The sequence below is a fragment of the Agromyces sp. G08B096 genome (assembly GCF_040267705.1).
GTDB lineage: Bacteria > Actinomycetota > Actinomycetes > Actinomycetales > Microbacteriaceae > Agromyces.
This window is the reverse complement of record NZ_CP158374.1, coordinates 2,598,709-2,620,053: the sequence shown is the minus strand read 5'-3', so window position 1 is coordinate 2,620,053 and position 21,345 is coordinate 2,598,709. Positions and strand designations below refer to the sequence as shown.

Below are 21,345 nucleotides of genomic sequence, written 5' to 3'. Positions count from 1 at the left end.
GTCCATCGATGGAGATGGCCGAGGCTCGTCTGATCTGGGGGGATCGATGACCGGTGGGAAGCACCCGACTGTCCGCACCACGAGCACTGCTTCGGCGCCCACGCGCGCCGAAGCCACCGCGCACCGCCGGCTGAGGCGACGCCTCTTCCGCGGCGTCGCCTGGACGTCGGCGCTCGCGCTCGTCTTCGGCGGCTCGACCGCGCTGACCGCGGTCGCGGCGCCGGGCGACGACGCCGAGGCGCTCGGCCAGTTCATCGGCGCAGACCTGCTCGAACTCCAGGCGGCCGACCTCGCCTACGCCTACGCTTCGGACCCCGGCGGACCGCCCCTCGACACCGACCCGTTCAACCTCGCCGTGCTCGGCGCGCTCGGCCTCGAGCTCGACCTCATTGGCGACGGCCTGCTGCAGGTGCCGCTCGTCACCGACGGCACCGGACCGGGCATCCTGAACCTCGGCGAGATCGGCGTGGTGAACAGCTACGCGTCGACGCCGTCGGCGGCCGAAGCGGTCGCCGCAAGCGGAGCCGTCTCCGACGACGGCACCATCGCGGTGAGCGAGGACGCCGATCCGGCCGACTTCGGCAACGCCACCATCGAGCTCACCGACCTGCTGGCTCAGCTCGGCGTCGCGGCCGTGACCGATGAGCTCATCGACCAGGCCTCGTTCGAGGTCGGGGCGCTCGCCAGCCGCGCCGTCGACCTCCCGGGAGCGGATCCGACCTCCGACTACCGGGTCACCGACCTGCAGGTGAACCTGCACAGCCCCGCCGTCGCCGCGATCACCACCGACCTGCGCACGGCGATCACCGGCGTGAGCGGTTCGCTCACCACCAGCCTCAACGGCCTCGCCGCGCCAGGGGGCGTCGTCGACACCCTCCTCGCCGGCGTCGACCTCGAACTGGCCGGCCTCAGCTCGATCACCATCGGCGAGCCGACCATCACGGTCGCCGTCGGCGACCTCCAGTCGGCGGTCGACACGGTGCTCGGCGGTGACGGCGCCGTCCTCGTGAGCGACGACGGTGCCGTCACGGTGAACCTCACCGACGGATCGATCACGGTCGACCTCGCGACCCTGGTGAATCCGGGCGGCCCGAACCTCAACGGCCTGCCGCCGAATACGTCGGTGCTCACCACCGAGGTCATCGCGATGATCACGGCGGGCGTCTCGAACGCGCTCGGCAAGATCGTCACGCCGCTGACGAATGCGGTCAACCAGCTCGTGCAGGAGAGCACGGTCGACATCGACATCCCGATCTCGGCGACCGCGGGGCTGCCAGTACTCGGTATCCCCGATCAGGACGTGCTCACCGCGAACGTCAGCGTCTCGGGCACGCTCGCCCAGCTCGCGTCGGGCACGGGCACGACCGACGCCGACATCACGGTGCTTCCCGGCCTGCCCGGCCCGCTCGCCACCGTCATCAACGGCCTGACGGCGGGACTCGAAACGCTCCTCCTCGACGAGGTGGCAGACCCGGTGCTCGGCGTGCTCGGCCCGGCCGTGACGGGCATCCTCGCGGCCACCTCGACGGAGGTGACGGCCGCGATCGACGGCGTCGTCGACGCCGTCCTCGACCTGCTCTCCCCGGCGATCGACGGGTTGCTGGCGAACATCGCCACGGTCGTGATCAACGAGCAGCCGACGCCGGGCGACCTCGGCGACGGGTCGTTCACCGTGCGGGCGCTGAGCGTCACGCTGCTGCCGAACGTCGCGGGCTCGAACCTCGTGAAACTCGACCTCGCCTCCTCGTCGGTCATCGCGCTCGACTCCCTCGCACCGGTCCTCACGGCGCTCGATCCCGATGAGGGGCCGACCGCGGGCGGGACCGAGGTGACCATCACCGGCACGCAGCTCGGTGGTGCGACCTCGGTGACGATCGACGGGGTCTCGGTGCCGTTCACGCAGGTGAGCGAGACCGAGATCACGTTCGTGACGCCCCCGCACGCCGCGGGCACCGTCGACGTCGTCGTGACGACGCCGGAAGGGGCATCCGCGCCGCTGCCGTTCACCTACGTGCCGCCGCCCGTGCTCACGGCCCTGACGCCTGACGAGGGACCCGCCTCCGGCGGCACGCCCGTGACGATCACGGGCACCGATCTCGGCGGTGCGACCTCGGTGACGATCGACGGCGTCGAGGTGCCGTTCACGCAGGTGAGCCCGACGGAGATCACGTTCGTGACGCCGCCGCACGCGGCCGGTGAGGTCGACGTCGTCGTGACGACGCCGGGCGGGGAGTCCGGCCCGCTGCCCTTCACCTACCTGCCCGCGCCGCTGCTCACCGAGCTCGACCCCGACGCCGGGCCGATCGCCGGAGGCACGCCCGTGACGATCACGGGCACCGACCTCGGCGGTGCGACCTCGGTGACGATCGACGGGATCCCGGTGACGTTCACCCAGGTGAGCGAGACGGAGATCACGTTCGTGACGCCGCCGCACGCGGCCGGCGAGGTCGACGTCGTCGTGACCACGCCGAACGGCACCAGCAACCCGCTGCCGTTCACCTACGTGCCCGTGCCGGTGCTGACCTCGCTGACGCCGGATGAGGGTCCGACGGCGGGCGGCACGGACGTGGTCATCGCGGGCACCGATCTGGAGGGTGCGACGTCGGTGACGGTGGACGGTGTCGAGGTGCCGTTCACGGTCGAGCCGGATGGCACGATCAGCATCGTGACGCCGCCGCACGCGGCCGGGGTGGTCGATGTGGTGGTGACGACGCCGGGCGGGTCATCCGAGCCGCTGCCGTTCACGTACGTGCCGGCGCCGGTGCTGACCTCGCTGACGCCGGATGAGGGTCCGACGGCGGGCGGCACGGACGTGATCATCGCGGGCACCGATCTGGAGGGTGCGACCTCGGTGACGGTGGATGGCGTCGAGGTGCCGTTCACGGTCGAGCCGGATGGCACGATCAGCATCGTGACGCCGCCGCACGCGGCCGGGGTGGTCGATGTGGTGGTGACGACGCCGGGCGGGTCATCCGAGCCGCTGCCGTTCACGTATGTGCCGGCGCCGGTGCTGACCTCGCTGACGCCGGATGAGGGTCCGACGGCGGGCGGCACGGACGTGATCATCGCGGGCACCGCTCTGGAGGATGCGACCTCGGTGACGGTGGACGGTGTCGAAGTGCCGTTCACGGTCGAGCCGGATGGCACGATCAGCATCGTGACGCCGCCGCACGCGGCCGGCGTCGTCGATGTGGTGGTGACGACGCCGGGCGGGTCATCCGAGCCGCTGCCGTTCACGTACGTGCCGGCGCCGGTGCTGACCTCGCTGACGCCGGATGAAGGCCCGACGGCGGGCGGCACGATCGTCACCGTCGAGGGGACGAACCTCGGCGGCGCCACCGAGCTGACCATCGACGGGGTGAGCGTGCCGTTCACGCAGGTCGACGACACGACCGTGTCGTTCATCACGCCCCCGCACGCCGCGGGAACCGTGGACGTCGTCGTGACGACCGCCGGCGGAGCGAGCGCGCCTCTGCCGTTCACCTACGTGCCCGCACCGGTGATCACCGCCCTGACGCCCGATGAAGGGCCGACCGCCGGCGGCACGCCCGTGACCATCACGGGCACCGACCTCGGTGGGGTCACCGAGGTGCTCGTCGACGGAGTGAGCGTGCCGTTCACGCCCGTGAGCGACACCGAGATCACGTTCGTCACGCCGCCGCACGCGGCGGGTGCGGTCGACGTGGCGGTCATCACGCCCGGCGGGCCGAGCAACGAGCTGCCCTACACCTACGTCGCCGCACCGGCGATCACCGCCCTCACGCCCGACACCGGGCCCGTCGCGGGCGGCACCGAGGTGACCATCGAGGGCACCGACCTCGAGGGCGCGACCGACGTGACGGTCGACGGGGTGAGCGTGCCGTTCACCGTGGAGGACGACGGCACGATCACGTTCGTCACGCCGCCGCACGCGGCGGGCGCCGTCGACGTCGTGGTGATCACGCCCGGCGGATCGAGCAACCCGCTGCCGTTCACCTTCGTCGACGCGCCGGTGCTCGCACTGCTGACGCCCGACGAGGGGCCGATCGCGGGCGGCACGCCGGTGACCATCACCGGCACCGCACTCGGCGGCGCCACCGAGGTGACGATCGACGGTGTCCCGGTGCCGTTCACCCAGGTGAGCGACACGGAGATCACGTTCGTCACGCCGCCGCACGCCGCGGGCGAGGTGGACGTGACGGTGACGACGCCGGGCGGCACGAGCGGCCCGCTGCCGTTCACGTACGTGCCGCCGCCCGCGATCACCGCGCTCGAGCCCGACGAAGGCACGACGCTCGGCGGCACCGCCGTCACCGTCACCGGAACCGATCTCGTCGGCGCCACCACGCTGACCGTCGACGGGGTGCCCGTGCCGTTCGTCTTCCTCACCGACACGACGCTGCAGTTCACGACGCCGCCGCACGCGGCCGGACCCGTGCCGGTCGTGGTGAGCGGACCGTTCGGCGCCAGCGGGCCGCTGACCTTCACCTACATCCCGCCGGTGGTGCTCACGGCCCTCAGCCCCGACCACGGGCCGGAGACCGGCGGCACGCCGGTGACCGTGACGGGCACCGGGCTGTCGACGACCACCGAGGTGACGATCGACGGGGTGAGCGTGCCGTTCACGATCGTCGACGACGGCACGCTGACCTTCGTGACCCCGCCGCACGCGCCGGGCGTCGTGCAGGTCGTCGTGACGAACCCCGTGGGCACCGCGCAGCTGCCGTTCACGTACAACCCGGTCACCAGCATCGACACGGTCACCCCGGCGACGGGACCGGAGGCGGGCGGCACCTCGGTCGTGATCACCGGCCTCTGCTTCACCGGGGCCACGGCCGCGTTCTTCGGCGACGTGCCGGCGACGAGCTTCGTCATCAACGGCGACACGCAGATCACCGCCGTCGCGCCGCCCGGCGTGGGCGTGGTGGATGTCTCGGTCGTCGGCAGCGCGGACTGCGGCACCGGCGTGCTGGAGGACGCGTTCACCTATCTGCCGCCGCTCGGCGCGATCCTCGGGATCGAGCCGGCGAGCGGGCCGGAGACCGGCGGCACCCCGGTGACCCTCACGGGCACCGACCTCGGCGGCGCGAGCCTCGTGACCGTCGACGGGGTGTCCGTCCCGTTCGTGCAGGTCGACGACGAGACGATCACCTTCACGACGCCGCCGCACGCGCCCGGCGCCGTGGAGGTCGTGGTCACCACGGCCGCCGGCCCGACCGAGGCCGTCGAGTTCACCTACCTGCCCGTGACGACCGTCGACGGGGTGACGCCGGGCACGGGGCCGGCGTCGGGCGGCACGCAGGTGACCATCACCGGCCACTGCTTCGCAGGCGCGACCGCCGTGCTCTTCGGCACGACCCCCGCGACCTCCTTCACGGTGGTCGACGACACGACTATCACCGCGGTCGCGCCGGCCGGCACCGGCACGGTCGACGTCACGGTGATCGGGTCGGAGGACTGCGGCGAGGGCACCCTGCCCGGCGGCTTCGTCTACCAGCCCGCGGGCGGCGGTGGCAGCGGCACCGGTGGTGCCGGGACGGGCGGCACGCCCGGTCGCACGGCCGACACCGGGTTCGAGGCGGCCGGTCCCGCCGCGGTCGCCTTGCTCGTGCTCGTCGCGGGCGTCGCCGCGCTGGTGATCGGACGACGCCGGAGCGCCGGCGCCTGACGGACGAGGCGGGTGCCGGCGGCCGGTTCGCCGGCGGCCGGCACCCGCGTCAGCGCTCCAGGCGGGCGCAGTCGATGCAGAGCGTCGCGGTCGGGCGGGCCTCGAGCCGCGCCACCGTGATGGGCTTGCCGCAGCGCTCGCACACGCCGTAGGTGCCGTCGGCGAGCCGGGCGAGCGCCCGGTCGACGTCGGCGACCTCGGCCTCGGCGTCGGCCAGCACGGCCGTCCGCTGCGACCATTCCTGGGTCATGGTCGGACCCTCGGGGTCGTGCTCGTCGTCGGCGGAGGCATCCGATCTCGCCACCCGGACCTCGGCCATGCCCTGCCGGTGCTCGGCGAGCCGCGATTCCGCCTCGCTGCGCTCCGCGAGCAGCAGCTTCTCGAACTTCGCCACCCGATCGGGTGTGAAGGTCCTGGTCATCGGTTCCCCCTTCCGCCGGCGCCCTCGCCGACGCGTGGCGCGCCTCGCGTCCTCGCATCGTAGTCGTCTGGGATGCCTCGGGCGGGAAGGGCCCCGCGGGCCCGGTCAGCGTGTCGCTCCGGCCCGGGCCCGCTGTCAGCCGGGACGTCTAGCATTGACCCGTGGTCACCGCCCTGTATCGCCGCTATCGGCCAGAGACGTTCGCCGAGATGATCGGCCAGTCGCAGGTCACCGAGCCGCTCATGACCGCGCTGCGCACCGACCGGGTGAACCACGCCTATCTCTTCAGCGGCCCGCGCGGCTGCGGCAAGACCACCTCCGCCCGCATCCTGGCGCGTTGCCTCAACTGCGCCGAGGGTCCCACCGACACCCCGTGCGGCACGTGCCCGAGCTGCGTCGAGCTCTCGCGCGGCGGCGGCGGATCGCTCGACGTGGTCGAGATCGACGCGGCGAGCCACAACGGCGTCGACGACGCGCGCGACCTGCGTGAACGTGCCGTGTTCGCGCCCGCCCGCGACCGCTACAAGATCTTCATCCTCGACGAGGCGCACATGGTCACGCCGCAGGGCTTCAACGCCCTGCTGAAGCTCGTCGAAGAGCCGCCCGAGCACGTGAAGTTCATCTTCGCCACGACCGAGCCCGACAAGGTGCTCGGCACCATCCGTTCGCGTACGCACCACTACCCGTTCCGGCTGGTGCCGCCCGCGCCGATGCTCGACTACGTGCAGCAGCTCTGCGAAGAGGAGGGCATCACGGTCGAGCCCGGCGTGCTCGCCCTCGTGGTGCGCGCCGGCGGAGGGTCCCCTCGAGACACGCTGTCCCTCCTCGACCAGCTCATCGCCGGCTCCGAAGGATCGACCATCGACTACGAGCGCGCGGTCGCCCTGCTCGGCTACACGCACGGCGCCCTGCTCGACGAGGTGGTCGACGCGATCGGGGCGAACGACGCCGCCGGGGCGTTCGCCGCGGCCGACCGGGTCGTGCAGACCGGGCAGGATCCCCGTCGGTTCGTCGAAGACCTGCTCGAGCGGCTGCGCGACCTCATCGTCGTCGCCGCGTCCTCGCCCGAGGCGGCCGCGGCAGTGCTGCGCGGCGTGCCCGAAGACGAGCTCGCCCGCATGGCCGCCCAGGCCAAGGCCTTCGGTCGGGCGGAGCTGTCGCGCGTCGCCGACCTCGTCAACCAGACGCTCACCGAGATGACCGGCGCCACCTCGCCTCGGCTGCACCTCGAGCTCATGCTCGCGCGTGTGCTGGTGCCGTCCGCCGACGACACCGAGCGCGGCGCGCTCGCCCGCGTCGAACGGCTCGAGCGGCGGGTCGGCGTCGAGGGCGCCGTGCCCGTGGAGCCTGCGGCCTCGGCCGATCGCGCCGCCGCGTCGGCGCCCGCGTCGGCGCCCGCTCGCCGTCCCGCGCCCGCCACCGAGGTGGGGGCGGTGACGCCCGCTCCCGTTGCCGAGTCGGCGCCCGCCCGTGCCTCGACCGCACGCGCCGAGTCGCCGAGCGGCGCCGGTGGCGCGCCCGACCCGGTAGCGGCCGCCTCGGCGGCCGGGGGAGCCGCCGACGCCGGAGCCGCCACCGCGCCGGCCACGACCACGCCGGCGCCCGCTGTCCCCGTCGGCCCGGTCACGCTGCAACAGGTGAAGGACGCCTGGCCCGAGGTGCTCGCCTCGTTGCAGCGCACGAAGCGCAGCGCGTGGATGGTGGCGTTCACCGCGCAGGTCCGCGACTACCGCGACGACGACGTGCTCGTGCTGGGCTTCCCGAGCGAGCAGGACGTCGCCGGGTTCCGCGGCGGTGCGCCCGGCCAGTCGGTCAGCGAGCTGCTGCGCAACGCGATCGCCGAGGTGCTCGGTGTGCGGGTGAAGTTCATCGCGCGCGCCGAGGGCGCCGCGGCCCGCGACGGCGGCTCGGGCGGCGGTGCTGGTGCCGACCCCGCGGCCGGGCGGCCTGGTACCGGTCCGACGGCGGGCGGTGCGCCCACGGGGGCGTCGCCCACCGGTGCGGGAACCGCCGCGCGCCCGGCATCCGCTGCACCCGCCGAGCCTCCGCGCACCGCCGCGGGCGGCGGTCCGAACAACGACGCGGCCACCTCTGCCGCGCCGTCCGCCTCGACGCGCGGGCCGGCGCCGACCGGCCCGGTCGACTCCTGGGCCACCGTCGCCATCCCGACCGATCCCGGCCCCGAGCCGGCGGACGGCAGTGTGGGCGGATCGGGAACGGGAATCGGCGGCGCCGCACGCGACGCGCAGCCGGCCGCGAGCGCCTCGTACGCCGTCACGGCGACCGCGCTCGCGGAGCCGCCGGTGCGGCCCGTCGACGACCTGCCGAGCGACGACGACGCCCCGCCGCTCGACGAGGAGCCGCCGTTCGACCCGGGGCCCCCGCCCGAGTTCGACGCCACGCCGGTGGGTGGGGCCGCTGACGCGCCTGTGCCCGGCTCCGCCGACGACGCAGCGGCTGCGAGCCGCGCCGAGCGGGCCGAGCGGGGGCCTGCCGCAGGCCGCGGCGCCCCTGTGCGGCGCCCGGCAGCGGCCCCCGACGGCATCCAGCGGTACGGCGAGGCCGTGGTGCGCGAGGTGCTCGGCGCGACCTTCCTCGAAGAGGTCGAGGCCCCGGCGCGCGGCTTCGGGGAGCGTGGCTAGCGCGTGTACGAAGGCATCGTCCAGGAGCTGATCGACGAGCTCGGTCGCCTGCCCGGCATCGGGCCGAAGTCGGCGCAGCGCATCGCGTTCCACATCGTGCAGACCGAGCACTTCGACGTCACCCGGCTCGCCGAGGTGCTGCTCGAGGTGCGCGACAAGGTGAGGTTCTGCGAGATCTGCGGCAACGTCTCCGAGGAGGCGACCTGCTCGATCTGCCGCGACCCGCGCCGCGACCCCAGCCTCATCTGCGTCGTGGAGGAGGCCAAAGACGTCGTCGCCATCGAGCGCACGCGTGAGTTCCGGGGGCTCTACCACGTGCTCGGCGGCGCGATCAGCCCGATCGACGGCGTGGGCCCCGACGAGCTGCGCATCCGGCAGCTCATGCAGCGGCTCGCCGACGGCACCGTGCGCGAGGTCATCATCGCCACCGACCCGAACCTCGAGGGCGAGGCGACGGCGACCTACCTCAGCCGGCTGCTTACGACGCTCGAGATCAAGGTCACGCGCCTCGCCTCGGGTCTGCCGGTCGGCGGCGATCTCGAGTACGCCGACGAGGTCACGCTCGGCCGGGCGTTCGAGGGCCGGCGCGTCGTCGGCTGAGTCTCCTCGAAGCGCCGCCTCCCCGGAGAGTCGCCTCCCCGGATTACCCGCCGCGGCCGCATCGCGCCACCCCTTGACCGGGTCGCACCGACGCGCTCGAATGGGCGGCATGGCGAGCAGAGGTGCGGAATGGGTCGCGGGCTACGTCCGGGCCTGGGAGACGAACGATCCGGCGGACATCGGAGCGTTGTTCACCGATGACGCGGTGTACGAGTTCCGGCCCGACGATCCGGATGCCGCGCGCGGGCGCGACGCCATCGTCGCGGCGTGGCTCGAGGCCGACGATCAGCCGGGTACTTGGGCGTACGACTGGCGGCTGCTCGTCGACACCCCCGACCTGGTGATCGTGACGGGACGTGTGGAGTATCCGGCGGCGAAGGACTACGACTCGCTCTGGGTCGTGCGCCTCGCGCCCGACGGCCGGGCGACGCACTTCACCGAGTGGTACATGGAGCGCGACCGCACCTGAGGGCGCGCGAGCGGCGGTGAGGGCGCGCGCTCAGCGCAGGACTTCGACGAGCACGACCCAGGCGTGGACGATCGCGGAGGCGATCGCGAGGATCGCGCCGAGCGCGAGGAACCAGAGGCCGGCGCTGCCCGCACCCGCGAGCAATGCGAGCCCGCCGGCGAGGTAGGCCGCGAGCGGTATGACGCCGAGCGCCGACTTCGCGAGCCGTTCCCGCAGGCTCGGGCTGCGCTCGTGGTCGCGCGCGATGACCCCGACGGCATGCCACTCGAACGTCGCCGCCACGGCGGTCGCCACGAGCACCTCGACGCCATAGGCCCACCCGGGCTGGCCGGGGGCGAGGCCGAGCGCGGTCACCGCGATGGCCAGCACGAGGGTCGCAAGCGAGGCCGCGATCCGCGCCGGCAGCGATCGCGAGGCCATGATCGTCTGGATGTTCACGGACATCGCGACGATGAGGAGGCCGGCGAGCGCGGCGGTCGCGCCGACCATCGCGACGTTGAACTCCGACCACGCGTCGAGCAGCTCCGGCATGGCCGCATGGTATTGGCACGGGGCATCCGTCGCCCGTCGTCACATGGCGAGGCGCGCATGCGGCCAGCCGTATGATGGTGGCTCCGGCGCCCGCCGCGAGCGGCGCACACCACCCCCGGGAGACCACGTGAGCTTGATCGTGCAGAAGTTCGGCGGATCCTCCGTCGCCGACGCGGAGAGCATCAAGCGGGTCGCCAAGCGCATCGTCGAGACCCGCAAGGCGGGCAACGACGTCGTCGTCGCCGTCTCCGCGATGGGCGACACCACTGACGAACTCCTCGATCTCGCGGGCGAGGTCGCCCCGATCCAGGCGCCGCGCGAGCTCGACATGCTGCTCTCGGCCGGAGAGCGCATCTCGATGGCGCTGCTCGCCATGGCGATCAAGAGCATGGGCCATGAGGCGCGCAGCTTCACCGGCAGCCAGGCGGGCATGATCACGGATGCCACGCACGGCGCCGCCCGCATCGTCGACGTCACCCCCGTGCGGCTCCGCGAGGCCCTCGACGACGGCGCGATCGTCATCGTCGCCGGGTTCCAGGGCTTCAGCCGCGAGTCGCGCGACATCACGACGCTCGGCCGCGGCGGCAGCGACACGACCGCGGTGGCGCTCGCCGCCGCGCTCGACGCCGACGTGTGCGAGATCTACACCGACGTCGACGGTGTCTTCACCTCCGACCCGCGCATCGTGAAGAAGGCGCGCAAGCTCGACAAGGTCACGAGCGAGGAGATGCTGGAGCTCGCGGCATCCGGGGCGAAGGTGCTGCACATCCGGGCAGTGGAGTACGCGCGCCGCCACGGCGTGACCCTGCACGTCCGGTCGTCGTTCAACAACACCGAGGGGACGATCGTCTACGACCCCTCGCGTCTTCCCGAAGGAGCCGCTGTGGAAGAGTCCGTCATCGCCGGTGTCGCGGTCGATCTGTCCGAGGCCAAGATCACGGTCGTCGGCGTGCCCGACAAGCCCGGTGTCGCGGCGAAGATCTTCAAGATCGTCGCGAACGCGAATGCGAACGTCGACATGATCGTGCAGAACGTCTCGGCCGCGGCGACCGGTCGCACCGACATCTCGTTCACGCTGCCGAAGGCCGACGGTGAGAAGGCGCTCACGGCGCTCGCGAGCGCGCAGGAGGCGATCGGCTTCCTCTCGCTGCAGTACGACGACCAGATCGGCAAGCTCTCCCTCGTCGGCGCCGCGATGCGGTCGGCGACCGGGGTGTCGGCGAAGCTCTTCGAGGCGCTGTACGAGGCGGGGATCAACATCGAGATGATCTCGACGAGCGAGATCCGCATCTCGGTCGTCACGCGCGCCGACAGCGTGCACGCCGCGGCGCGCGCCGTGCACACGGCCTTCGACCTCGACGGCGAAGACGACGCGGTCGTCTACGCCGGCACGGGCCGGTAGTTCCTGCCAGCTCTCCGGCGAACTCCGCCACATCGGGCCGGCCGGCGCCCGTTCGGCCCGGACTCCCAGCGATCTCCTGCACACTGGAACCGCAACCTACGAACGTGAGGAACCCCATGGCCAACGGAGTGAACATCGGCGTGGTCGGCGCGACCGGCCAGGTCGGCGCGGTCGTGCGCCGTCTGCTCGAGGAGCGCGACTTCCCCGTCGCGAGCATCCGCTACTTCGCCTCCGCCCGCTCGGCCGGCACGACGCTGCCGTGGAAGGGCGAGGACATCGTCGTCGAGGACGCCGAGACGGCCGACCCGGCTGGCCTCGACATCGCGATCTTCTCGGCCGGCGCGACGACGTCGAAGGCGCAGGCCCCCCGCTTCGCGGCCGCCGGCGTGACCGTCATCGACAACTCCTCCGGCTGGCGCATGGACCCCGACGTCCCGCTCGTGGTCAGCGAGGTGAACCCGCACGCGATCGACGAGGCGCGCAAGGGCATCATCGCGAACCCCAACTGCACCACGATGGCGGCGATGCCGGTGCTGAAGGTGCTCGACCGCGAGGCGGGCCTCGAGCGGCTCGTGATCTCCACGTACCAGGCGGTCTCGGGCGCCGGGCTCGCGGGCGGCGAGGAGCTCTACGAGCAGGCGAAGGCCGCACTCGAGCAGGACCCGCGTTCACTCGTCCACGACGGCGCGAGCGTGAGCTTCCCCGAGCCGCAGAAGTTCCCGCGTCCGATCGCGTTCGACGTCATCCCGCTCGCGGGCTCGATCGTCGACGACGGCGACCTCGAGACCGACGAGGAGAAGAAGCTCCGCAACGAGAGCCGCAAGATCCTCGAGCTGCCGGGGCTCCGCGTCGCCGGCACCTGCGTGCGCGTGCCGGTCTTCACCGGTCACTCGCTGTCGATCCACGCCGAGTTCGCGAACCCGATCACGCCCGAGCGCGCGACCGAGCTGCTGGCCGAGGCGCCCGGCGTGCAGCTCAGCGACGTGCCCACCCCGCTCCAGGCGGCCGGCACCGACCCGAGCTACGTCGGCCGCATCCGGCAGGACCAGTCGGCGCCCGACGGACGCGGGCTCGTGCTCTTCGTCTCCAACGACAACCTCCGGAAGGGCGCCGCGCTGAACGCGGTGCAGATCGCCGAGCTGGTCGCCGCGAAGGTGGCCGTCGCGGTCTAGGCGTCCGAGCCGTGCGCCGGTCCCGCATCCGGCACGCGGCGGCCATCGTGGTCGCCGCCGGATGCCTCGTGCTCGGCGCCTGCGGAGCGCCGGTGACGTCGGCGCCCCATCAGGCGGCCTCACCCGCGCCGGGGCAGGTCGTCACCGCGTTCTACGGCGATTCGTACACGCGCGGCACCGGCACGTCGGCACCTGAGCGGCGCTGGTCGTCGATCATCGCGGCCGACCGCGGCTGGTGGGAGTTCAATCCGAGCGTCGACGGGCTCGGTTTCGTGAACAACCGCGACCGGCTGGCCGGGTCCGACGACCTCGTCGACCGGATCGTCGGGCTGCGCCCGTCACCCGATGTCGTGATCGTCACCATGGGCCTGAACGACGCGTTCTCGATGCCGGCACGCGCCGACGACATCGCCGCGGCGATCGACGCCGACCTCGACCGGTTCCGTGACGAGCTGCCCGACGCCCGCCTGATCGTCGTCGAACCGTTCTGGTACTCGGATGAGCGGCCCGAGGCGATCGAGCGCATCATCGCCTGGGTGGAGGAAGCCGCGGAGCGCGTCGACGCCGATCACATCCCGGGCGCGTCACGCTGGCTCGAGGGGCATCCCGAGTGGATGGCGGCCGACGGCATCCATCCCGACGACGAGGGGCACGCCGAGATCGCCCGGCGCATGGACGAGGCGCTCGGGCGACTCGGGCTCTGATGCGGAGCGCCCCGCGCCCGGGCCGGTCAGCCGGCCTGCGGCACCGCCGCGACGGCGTCGATCTCGACGAGGATGTCCGCCAGGCGCGAGCCGACGGTGGTGCGCACCGGATAGGGCTCGGTGAAGAACTCGGCGTACGCCTCGTTGTACTCCGCGAAGTCGGCGAGGTCCTCGAGGTGCGCGGTGACCTTCACCACGTCGTCGAAGGTCAGGCCGTACTCGGCGAGGACGGCGCCGATGTTGCGCAGCACCTGGCGCGTCTGCTCCTTCACACCGCCCTCGACGACGAGGCCTGTCGCCGGGTCCTGCGGGCCGAAGCCCGCGGTGTAGAGGAAGCCGTTCGCGACGACGCCGTGGCTGTAGGGCCCGGCGGGCTTCGGCGCGTTCGAGAGGGTGACGGCGGTCTTGGTCATGGGGTCCTCCTGTGGTGGTGATGGTGGTGCGGATGCCCCGGGCGGGGCATCCGCTCGGTCAGCCGAGCTCGCGGGAGATCGCGTCGGCGGCCTCCCGCATGGCCGGCAGGTGCGCGGCGAGGCGGTCGAGGTCGGCGACCATGCGGATGGCCGTGACCGAGATCGCTCCGACGACGCCGGCGCTCGAGACGATCGGCACGGCGATGCAGTTGACGAACGCCTCGAACTCGCGGTCGTCGGTCGCGTAGCCGCGTGCGGCGACCGTGGCGAGCTCGCGGTCGAGCCGCTCTCGCGTCGTGATCGTGGTGTCGGTGTACCGCTCCCACGTGGCGCCCGCGAGGACTGTGTCGCGCCCGGGTCCGTCGAGCTCGGCGAGGATCGCCTTCCCGACGGCGGAGCAGTACGGGATGACGGCCTTGCCGACGCGGGAGTACATGCGGACGCCCGCCTCGTCCTCCGCCTTGTCGACGTAGACGATCGAGCGGTCCATGAGCGCCGCGAGGTGCACGGTGTTACCCGTCCGCCGGTGCAGGCGCCGCACGTGCTCGCCGCCGACATCGCGCAGATCGAGGGAGTCGAGTGCCTGCTTCGACAGGGTGGCGAGCCGTGTGCCGAGGGCATACCGCCCGCTCGGACGACGGCGCACCCAGCCGACCCGCTCGAGGGCCTGCAGCTCGCGGAACATGGTCGAGCGGTGCAGGCCGAACTCCTCGGCGAGCTCGGCGACGGTCCGGGCCTCGGCGGCGACGCGGTCGATGATCGCAGCGGCGCGGGTGACGGACTGCGACATCAGCCCACCTCCGGTCGGGCGGCGCGGGCAGCGCGCCGGAGCCCGCGTCCGGGCGTCCGGCAGGTGAGCGCGCCGCGCGCGAGCACCGGCACACCGGCCACGACGACGTCGTCGATGCCCTCGGCGAGCTCGAGCGGGCGGTCGTACGTCGCGCGGTCCCGCACCGCTGCCGGGTCGACCAGCACCAGGTCGGCGACGGCGCCGACGCGCACCCGGCCGCGGTCGCCGAGCGCGAACCGGTCGGCCGCGCGGGTGGAGCAGAGCGCGGCGGCGCCCGCCCAGTCGAGCCGCGCGCCCGGCCCGTGGTCCGTGCGGACGAGCAGGTCGAGGTAGCGCGCGAAGGTGCCGCGGGCGCGCGGGTGCGGATGCCGGCCGACGAAGATGCCGTCCGAGCCGCCGAGCGCGGCCGGATGAGCCAGGATGCGGGCAAGGTCCGCGTCGGAGCGTTCGGCGCGGACGGACATGACCACGTTCACCTCGAGCCGACTCGCGACGAGCACGTCGAGCGCGAGGTCGGCGGGTGCGACGCCGTGGCGGGCCGCGGCCTCGGCGAGGGTGAGCCCGTGCGCCCAGTCGTACTCGGCGGCGGCCACGTGGGCGAAGGTGAGCATCGACGGCCAGTCGGGTCCGAGGCTCGGGTAGTCGACGATCGTGGGGAACCACTCGTCGAGCAGGCGCGCCCGCTCGGCCGGGTCGCGGAGCACGGCCAGCACCTCGTCGACGGGGCGGACGGTGAGGGAAGCGGGGAGGATGGGCATCGCGAGGATCGAGCAACCGCGACCGTACGGATACGCGTCGAACGTCGCGTCGACGGGTCGCCCGCCCGCGAGGTCGCCGGCGGCGAGCCCGGCCATGAGCTCCAGCACGATCGCTGGCTCGGCGTGGAAGTGCGAGATGTGCACCCGCGTCCCGGCGTCGCGGGCGATCGCAGCGAGCTCGGCGACGCCCGCCGCGGACCCCGACTCGTACCCGCCGCGGAGATGGGAGGCCACCACGCCGCCGGCCTCGGCGACCGGGCGGGCGAGGGCGGTCAGCTCGGTCGTGGAGGCGAAGATGCCCGGCACGTAGTCGAGGCCCGTCGAGAGACCGAGTGCGCCGGCCTCCAGCCCTTCGGCCACGAGGCGCACCATGGCGGCGAGTTCATCGGGGGAGGGGGCATCCGTCGACCGCCCCGTGACCAGGTGGCGCACGGTGCCCGCGGGCACCAGGTATCCGACGTTCAGCGGCGTCGTGCCGTCGTGCGCGGCGAGGAGTTCCGCGACGCCGCCGCCCGCGTAGCCGGGGTGCGGTCCGTCGATCGCGGCGAAGTACTCGGTGGCGTACGCGCCGTCGCCGGGCGCCCAGCCGACGCCGTCCTGCCCGGCGATCACGCTCGTCACGCCCTGGCGCAGCAGCGCGAGCTGCACGTCGGCGTCGAAGACCCGGCCGCTCGCGTGCGAGTGCGCGTCGACGAAGCCGGGCAGCAGCAGCCGGCCGTCGCCCTCGACGACGGCTGCCGCGGCGGGCGCGTCGCGTGCGAGGGAGCCGGCCGGAGCGATGGCGGCGATGCGGCCGTCGACCACGAGCACATCGGATGCCTCGCCGCCGCGCACCTCGCCGTCGCCGTCGACGGCGACGACCTCGCGGATCAGCAGATCGGACACGCGGGCCTCAGAACAGGGTCCGCACGAGGCCGACGACGGTGTCGGACCCGCCGCCCTCGACCATCGGGACGAATCGCCACTTGTCGAACGCCGTGCAGGGGTGCGAGAGGCCGAGCGCGACGACGTCGCCGACGGCCACCGGCAACGCCCCGTGGGCGCGGAGGAACGCGTGCTGATCGTTCATGGCCGAGACGGATGCGTCGGCGAGCCGGCCCGCTCCCGGCACGACGCCGGCGGCCTGCGCGAGTGCGGCGCCGACGCCGGCGGCGACGTCGAGCGGCACGGGGAGCCCCTCGTCGTAGGGCAGGTCGCGCTTGCCCGCGTCGAGGAGCGCGAGCCCGGGCTCGGGGTGGGACACGACGCGCGCGAGCCCGCGCATCGCCGCGGTCAGCTCGCCCTCGAGCGGGGAGATGCCGCGGTAGAAGCCCTCGTCGTGCACGAGGGAGGCGCCCGAGCGCACGACGACGCGGGCGGCCTCACCCGAGTCGCGTGCCGCCGCCACGACCGGCGCGACCGTCTCGGCCACGAGGTCGAGGTAGGCGCTGCCGCCGACCGAGAGCACGGGCGCGGTGACGTCGTCGCGCGCGTCGGCGGCGAGGTCGCGGGCGACGTCGAAGAGGGCGCGGAGCGCATCGAGGTAGTCGTGGACGGCGCCGAGCGACTCGGGGGAGCGATCATGGCCGAGGCTGCCCTCGTAGCCGGCCACGCCGGCGAGGCGGAGGACGGGCGAGGCCGTGACGCGGCGGGCCACCTCGACGGCTTCCCCCACGGTGCGGGCGCCCGTCCGGCCTCCGGGCGCCCCGAGCTCGACGAGCACGTCGATGGGCCGGGGCAGGGAGGCCGCGGCGCCGGTCTCCGCGAGGCCGCGCTCCATGGCGTCGACCGTCGCGACCGAGTCGGCCCAGCAGCAGAACGCGAAGCCGGGGTCCTCGAGCTCGGCGGCGAGCCAGGCGAGCGCGGCGGGCGCGACGAAGGCATTGGCGAGCTGCACCGAATCCGCACCGAACGCGCGGGCCGCGCGCACCTGGCCGGGGGTCGCGAGGGTGAGCCCGGTCGCGCCCGCCTCGAGCTGCAGCTGCCAGAGCTCGGGAGCCATCGTCGTCTTGCCGTGCGGCATGAGCTCGAGACCGCGCGATCCGGCCCAGTGCTGGATGACCCGCGCGTTGTGCCGGAGCGCCGCGCGGTCGAGCACGAGGAGGGGGGTCCAGAACTCGTCGAGGGAGGGCGTCGTCGCGAGGAAGTCGCGCACGGTCGAGCCGGCGGCCCGCGCAGGCAGGCCCTTCTCCGCGGCGCCGAGCCGCTCGTCGCCGAGGGCGGCGAGGGCCGAAGGGTCGAGTCGGGGCATCCCGCGTTGCTCCATTCACTGTGTTGCATATCTTGCAACGCGTTTGCGTCACATGTGCACAGGAGTCAGCATAGGGCGCGTGGAGACCCGCCCGCAGCCCGAGATCCTCGCCGTCGGCGAGGCCATGGCGCTCCTCGCACCCGCCGTGGCCGAGCCGCTCGCCACCGCCCGCGAGTTCCGCATCGACACCGCGGGCGCCGAGGCGAACGTCGCGTCGCACGCCGCGGCGCTCGGCCGCACGGCCGCCTTCGCCGGCCGCCTCGGCGACGACGCCCTCGGCCACCGCATCGCCCACGAACTCGACGCCCGCGGCGTCGACACGCGCTGGATCGAGTTCGACCCCGACGCGCCGACCGGGCTGTACCTGAAGGACCCGGGCGCCGGCGTCCGCTACTACCGGGCGGGGTCGGCCGCCTCGCGCATGGGCCCGGCCTTCCTCGACGCGCTGCCGATCGAGACGGCGCGCGTCGTCCATCTGAGCGGGATCACGCCGGCGCTCTCACCCGACTGCGACGCGTTCCTCGAGGCGGCCACCGACCGCGTGAGCGCCGCGGGTGCGCTCCTCGCGTTCGACGTCAACCACCGCCCCGTGCTCTGGACGGGCTCCGCCCACGCCGAGTCGGCGGCCGAGCGGCTCCGAGCTCTCGCCCGACGCGCCGACGTCGTCTTCGTCGGGCTCGACGAGGCCGAGGCGCTCTGGGGCGCGCAGACGCCCGAGGCCGTTCGCGCCCTGCTGCCCGAGCCGCGCGAACTCATCGTGAAGGACGGTGCTGTCGGCGCAGCATCCGTCTCGCGCAGCGGCGAGCTCGTCGTGGTGCCCACGCCGTCGGTCGAGGTCGTGGAGGTGGTGGGCGCCGGTGATGCGTTCGCCGCCGGGTACCTCGACGCCCTGCTCGACGGCCGGCCCGTCGAGGCCCGCCTCGCGGCCGGGCATGCGCGCGCGGCCACCGCGCTCGCCGACACCGCCGACTTCCCACGAGCCGAGAGGATCGACGAATGAGCGCCGCGGCCGCCTGCGACACGGTGTTCGAAGACCTCTTCGCGGGGCGCCCGCTGATGGCGATCTTCCGCGGGCTCGGCGTCGAGCGGAGCCTCGAGCTCGCGGTCACCGCGTGGGACCTCGGCATCGAGGTGGTCGAGCTGCCCATCCAGTCGGCCGAGGACGTGGACGCGCTCGCCGCGGTCGTCGAGGCCGGTCGCGCGCGGGGCGCCCGCGTGGGCGCGGGCACCGTCGTCACGGTCGACCAGGTCGAGGTCGCCGCGTCGGCCGGCGCGGCGTTCGCCGTGAGTCCGGGACTGGACGCCGCGGTGGTCCGCGCGTGTCTCGACGCGGGCCTGCCGCCGCTGCCCGGCGTGGCGACGCCCTCCGAGGTCATGGCGGCCATGGGTCTCGGGCTCACGTGGCTGAAGGCGTTCCCGGCCTCGGTGCTCGGCACCGGCTGGTTCCGTGCGATGCGGGGGCCGTTCCCCGACGTCCGGTTCGTGGCGACCGGTGGACTCGACGCAGGCAACGCCGCCGAGTTCCTCGCCGCGGGCGTGCGCGTCGTCGCCGTCGGCTCGGCGCTGGAGGACCCGGCGCAGCTGCCCGCGCTCGCGAGGCTGCTCGACCGCTGAGCCGCGTCGCGGATCGGTGTCTGCGACGGCACCGGCGGACGCGGCGGCACCGCCGACCGTTCCCGTGACGCGTGCGGCCGTCCGCGCTTCGGCGCGCCCGAAACACGGGCGGAGCGCACCCGTAACCCACCGTTCACAGTATCTGGAAAAGTTGTTTCTAGATAGTCTCCTTTCTGTTAGGGTCGCTTCCAGTAACGCCGGGCACCGGTTCCTGCATCGCAGCGGCGTCACTGCAACCCAGCACCTTCCACGCAACGAAGCACTGAAAGGAACGACGGAACGATGATTCGAACCAGACGCTCCGTGGCGGCGGTCCTCGCCGCCGGGGCGACCGCAGTCACGCTCGCGCTCACGGGATGCGCGCCCTCCGATGGCTCGAGCGGGAGCGGTGATGCCGTGCTCCGCGTCTGGGCCGGCAGCGCCACGCCCATCAACCACAACTTCAACCCCTTCGCGGTCGACACCGCCGTGCACGCCACCTACGGCGCGATCTACGAGCCGCTGTTCTTCTTCAACCAGCTCTCCGCCGAGCCGCCCACGGGGCTCATCGGCGAGAGCTACGAGTACAGCGAAGACGGCACGACCCTCACCATCACCATCAAGCCCGACCAGCAGTGGAGCGACGGCGAGCCGCTCACCGCCGAGGACGTCGCCTTCACCTTCACCTACGGCTCGAACGTCGACGAGCAGCTCGTCTCGGCAGAGGCGACCGACGAGACGACCGTCGTCCTCACCTACAGCGAGCCGAAGTTCACCGCCGCGTCGCTCATCCTCGGCGCCACCTGGATCGTGCCCAAGCACATCTGGGAGGACATCGACGACTTCATGAGCGAGACGAACCCCGAGCCCGTCGGCTCCGGGCCCTACACGGTGAAGAGCTTCACCGAGGCCGCCTACACCGTCGAGGCGAACGAGCTGTTCCGCGACGGGGCGCCGGCCGTGAAGGAGGTGCAGTACCTCGGGCTCGACTCCAACCAGTCCTCGCAGGACCTCCTCGCCACCGGCAAGATCGACTGGGTCGGCCAGTTCATCGCGAACCCCGACGCCGTCACCGGCTCGGGCGAGATCTCCACGCTGAACCAGCAGCAGGATCCGACCGTCATGATCACGTGCGCCAATGCCGAGCTCGGCTGCGAGGGCCCGCAGACCGACCCCGCCGTCCGCCAGGCGATCAACGTCGCCATCGACCGGGCCACGATCCGCGAGAAGGCCTTCGCCGGCCTCGCGGGCGAGGCCACGCCCTCGTTCACGCTGCAGCCGCGCGACGAGCAGTGGCTCTCCGACCCGTCCCTCGCGACGAGCCCGCAGGAGTCCGACGCCGCCGAGGCCGGCGCCATCCTCGAGGCGGCCGGCTACACGAAGGACGCCGACGGCTTCTACGGCAAGGACGGGGTGGCGATTGAGATCGACCTGTTCTCGCCCGACGGCTGGACCGACTACAACGACGCCGCCAAGCTGATCTCCGAGCAGGCCGCCGAGGCCGGTATTCGGATCAACGCGCGCACCGTCTCCGACGCGGAGTACTGGACGCCGATCTCGGCCGGCGACTTCCAGAGCGCGCTGTACGGACTCACGCAGTCGCTCGTCGCCGACCCGTACTCCAACTACAGCGAGTACTTCGCCGGCACCTCGACCGCGCCCGTCGGGGAGGACCCCCTGGCTGGGCAGAACTACTCCCGCTACAGCAACCCGGTCGTCGACCAGGCCGTGCTCGCGGCGGGCGCCACGCAGGACGTTCCGACGAAGCAGGCCGCGTACGCGCAGATCAGACGGAGATCGCCCGCGACCTGCCCTACATCCCCGTGGTGCTGAACGCCTCCCAGGCCTTCTTCAACACCGCGAAGTTCAGCGGCTGGCCGAGCGAGTCCGACCTCTACGCGGCGCCGCTGCCGTACCTGTCGGCGGCATCGGCGGTCGTGCTCACGCACCTGAAGCCCGTCGAGAAGTAGGCC

17 protein-coding genes are annotated in these 21,345 nt (G+C 73.1%); 11 read left to right on the top strand and 6 right to left on the bottom strand.

The annotated features are described in order from the left end of the window. Positions 1–46 precede the first annotated feature (46 nt). A complete protein-coding gene (locus tag ABIQ69_RS12605; protein WP_350347468.1) occupies positions 47–5,647 on the top strand; it encodes an IPT/TIG domain-containing protein in 5,601 nt (1,866 codons plus the stop codon). Between the two features lie 49 nt (positions 5,648–5,696). Here the strand turns inward: ABIQ69_RS12605 and ABIQ69_RS12600 are convergent, their stop codons facing one another. After that, entirely contained in the window at positions 5,697–6,068 is a 372-nt protein-coding gene (locus ABIQ69_RS12600; RefSeq protein ID WP_350347467.1) for a TraR/DksA C4-type zinc finger protein, read from the bottom strand. A 161-nt stretch (positions 6,069–6,229) separates the two neighbouring features. On the opposite strand from ABIQ69_RS12600, the gene ABIQ69_RS12595 reads away from it, so the two are divergent. From ABIQ69_RS12595 to ABIQ69_RS12585, 3 genes are all read left to right on the top strand, one after another. Continuing rightward, the gene (locus ABIQ69_RS12595) at positions 6,230–8,710 is read left to right on the top strand and encodes a DNA polymerase III subunit gamma and tau (RefSeq protein ID WP_350347466.1); all 2,481 of its coding nucleotides are present in this window, start codon (positions 6,230–6,232) and stop codon (positions 8,708–8,710) included. A gap of 3 nt (positions 8,711–8,713) precedes the next feature. Then, positions 8,714–9,310 carry a recombination mediator RecR gene (recR, locus tag ABIQ69_RS12590; RefSeq protein WP_350347465.1) on the top strand — a complete coding sequence of 199 codons (597 nt, stop codon included), beginning with the start codon at positions 8,714–8,716 and terminating at the stop codon, positions 9,308–9,310. A gap of 109 nt (positions 9,311–9,419) precedes the next feature. Beyond that, positions 9,420–9,779, top strand: a complete 360-nt coding sequence (locus tag ABIQ69_RS12585; RefSeq protein WP_350347464.1) for a nuclear transport factor 2 family protein — start codon at positions 9,420–9,422, stop codon at positions 9,777–9,779. Between the two features lie 30 nt (positions 9,780–9,809). Here the strand turns inward: ABIQ69_RS12585 and ABIQ69_RS12580 are convergent, their stop codons facing one another. Next, positions 9,810–10,310, bottom strand: a complete 501-nt coding sequence (locus ABIQ69_RS12580; RefSeq protein ID WP_350347463.1) for a hypothetical protein — start codon at positions 10,308–10,310, stop codon at positions 9,810–9,812. Positions 10,311–10,437: 127 nt separating this feature from the next. Here ABIQ69_RS12580 and ABIQ69_RS12575 point away from each other — a divergent pair, with 127 nt between their 5' ends. The 3 genes from ABIQ69_RS12575 to ABIQ69_RS12565 all read left to right on the top strand — a co-directional run bounded on the left by ABIQ69_RS12575 (position 10,438) and on the right by ABIQ69_RS12565 (position 13,588). Then, positions 10,438–11,712, top strand: a complete 1,275-nt coding sequence (locus ABIQ69_RS12575; protein WP_350347462.1) for an aspartate kinase — start codon at positions 10,438–10,440, stop codon at positions 11,710–11,712. A 116-nt stretch (positions 11,713–11,828) separates the two neighbouring features. Further along, the gene (locus tag ABIQ69_RS12570; RefSeq protein ID WP_350347461.1) at positions 11,829–12,884 is read left to right on the top strand and encodes an aspartate-semialdehyde dehydrogenase; all 1,056 of its coding nucleotides are present in this window, start codon (positions 11,829–11,831) and stop codon (positions 12,882–12,884) included. A gap of 11 nt (positions 12,885–12,895) precedes the next feature. Beyond that, positions 12,896–13,588, top strand: a complete 693-nt coding sequence (locus ABIQ69_RS12565) for an SGNH/GDSL hydrolase family protein (protein WP_350347460.1) — start codon at positions 12,896–12,898, stop codon at positions 13,586–13,588. A gap of 26 nt (positions 13,589–13,614) precedes the next feature. On the opposite strand, the gene ABIQ69_RS12560 is transcribed toward ABIQ69_RS12565, so the two are convergent. The 4 genes from ABIQ69_RS12560 to ABIQ69_RS12545 are packed head-to-tail and all read right to left on the bottom strand — an operon-like array spanning position 13,615 to position 17,779. Beyond that, on the bottom strand, positions 13,615–14,001 hold the full coding sequence (locus ABIQ69_RS12560) for a Rid family detoxifying hydrolase (RefSeq protein ID WP_350347459.1): 387 nt from the start codon (positions 13,999–14,001) through the stop codon (positions 13,615–13,617). Between the two features lie 58 nt (positions 14,002–14,059). After that, entirely contained in the window at positions 14,060–14,791 is a 732-nt protein-coding gene (locus tag ABIQ69_RS12555; protein WP_350347458.1) for an IclR family transcriptional regulator, read from the bottom strand. Beyond that, entirely contained in the window at positions 14,791–16,434 is a 1,644-nt protein-coding gene (locus tag ABIQ69_RS12550; RefSeq protein WP_350347457.1) for an amidohydrolase family protein, read from the bottom strand. The genes ABIQ69_RS12555 and ABIQ69_RS12550 overlap by 1 nt, the downstream gene beginning before the upstream one ends. Positions 16,435–16,441: 7 nt before the next feature. Continuing rightward, complete coding sequence (locus tag ABIQ69_RS12545) at positions 16,442–17,779, bottom strand: alanine racemase (protein ID WP_350347456.1); 1,338 nt, start codon at positions 17,777–17,779, stop codon at positions 16,442–16,444. Between the two features lie 79 nt (positions 17,780–17,858). Here ABIQ69_RS12545 and ABIQ69_RS12540 point away from each other — a divergent pair, with 79 nt between their 5' ends. The 4 genes from ABIQ69_RS12540 to ABIQ69_RS12525 all read left to right on the top strand — a co-directional run bounded on the left by ABIQ69_RS12540 (position 17,859) and on the right by ABIQ69_RS12525 (position 21,342). Beyond that, a complete protein-coding gene (locus tag ABIQ69_RS12540) occupies positions 17,859–18,779 on the top strand; it encodes a sugar kinase (RefSeq protein WP_350347455.1) in 921 nt (306 codons plus the stop codon). Then, complete coding sequence (locus ABIQ69_RS12535) at positions 18,776–19,393, top strand: bifunctional 4-hydroxy-2-oxoglutarate aldolase/2-dehydro-3-deoxy-phosphogluconate aldolase (RefSeq protein ID WP_350347454.1); 618 nt, start codon at positions 18,776–18,778, stop codon at positions 19,391–19,393. The genes ABIQ69_RS12540 and ABIQ69_RS12535 overlap by 4 nt, the downstream gene beginning before the upstream one ends. 282 nt (positions 19,394–19,675) lie before the next feature. Further along, entirely contained in the window at positions 19,676–21,205 is a 1,530-nt protein-coding gene (locus ABIQ69_RS12530) for an ABC transporter substrate-binding protein (protein ID WP_350347453.1), read from the top strand. Then, positions 21,199–21,342 carry a hypothetical protein gene (locus ABIQ69_RS12525; RefSeq protein ID WP_350347452.1) on the top strand — a complete coding sequence of 48 codons (144 nt, stop codon included), beginning with the start codon at positions 21,199–21,201 and terminating at the stop codon, positions 21,340–21,342. Before ABIQ69_RS12530 ends, ABIQ69_RS12525 begins: the two co-directional genes overlap by 7 nt. Positions 21,343–21,345 lie beyond the last annotated feature (3 nt).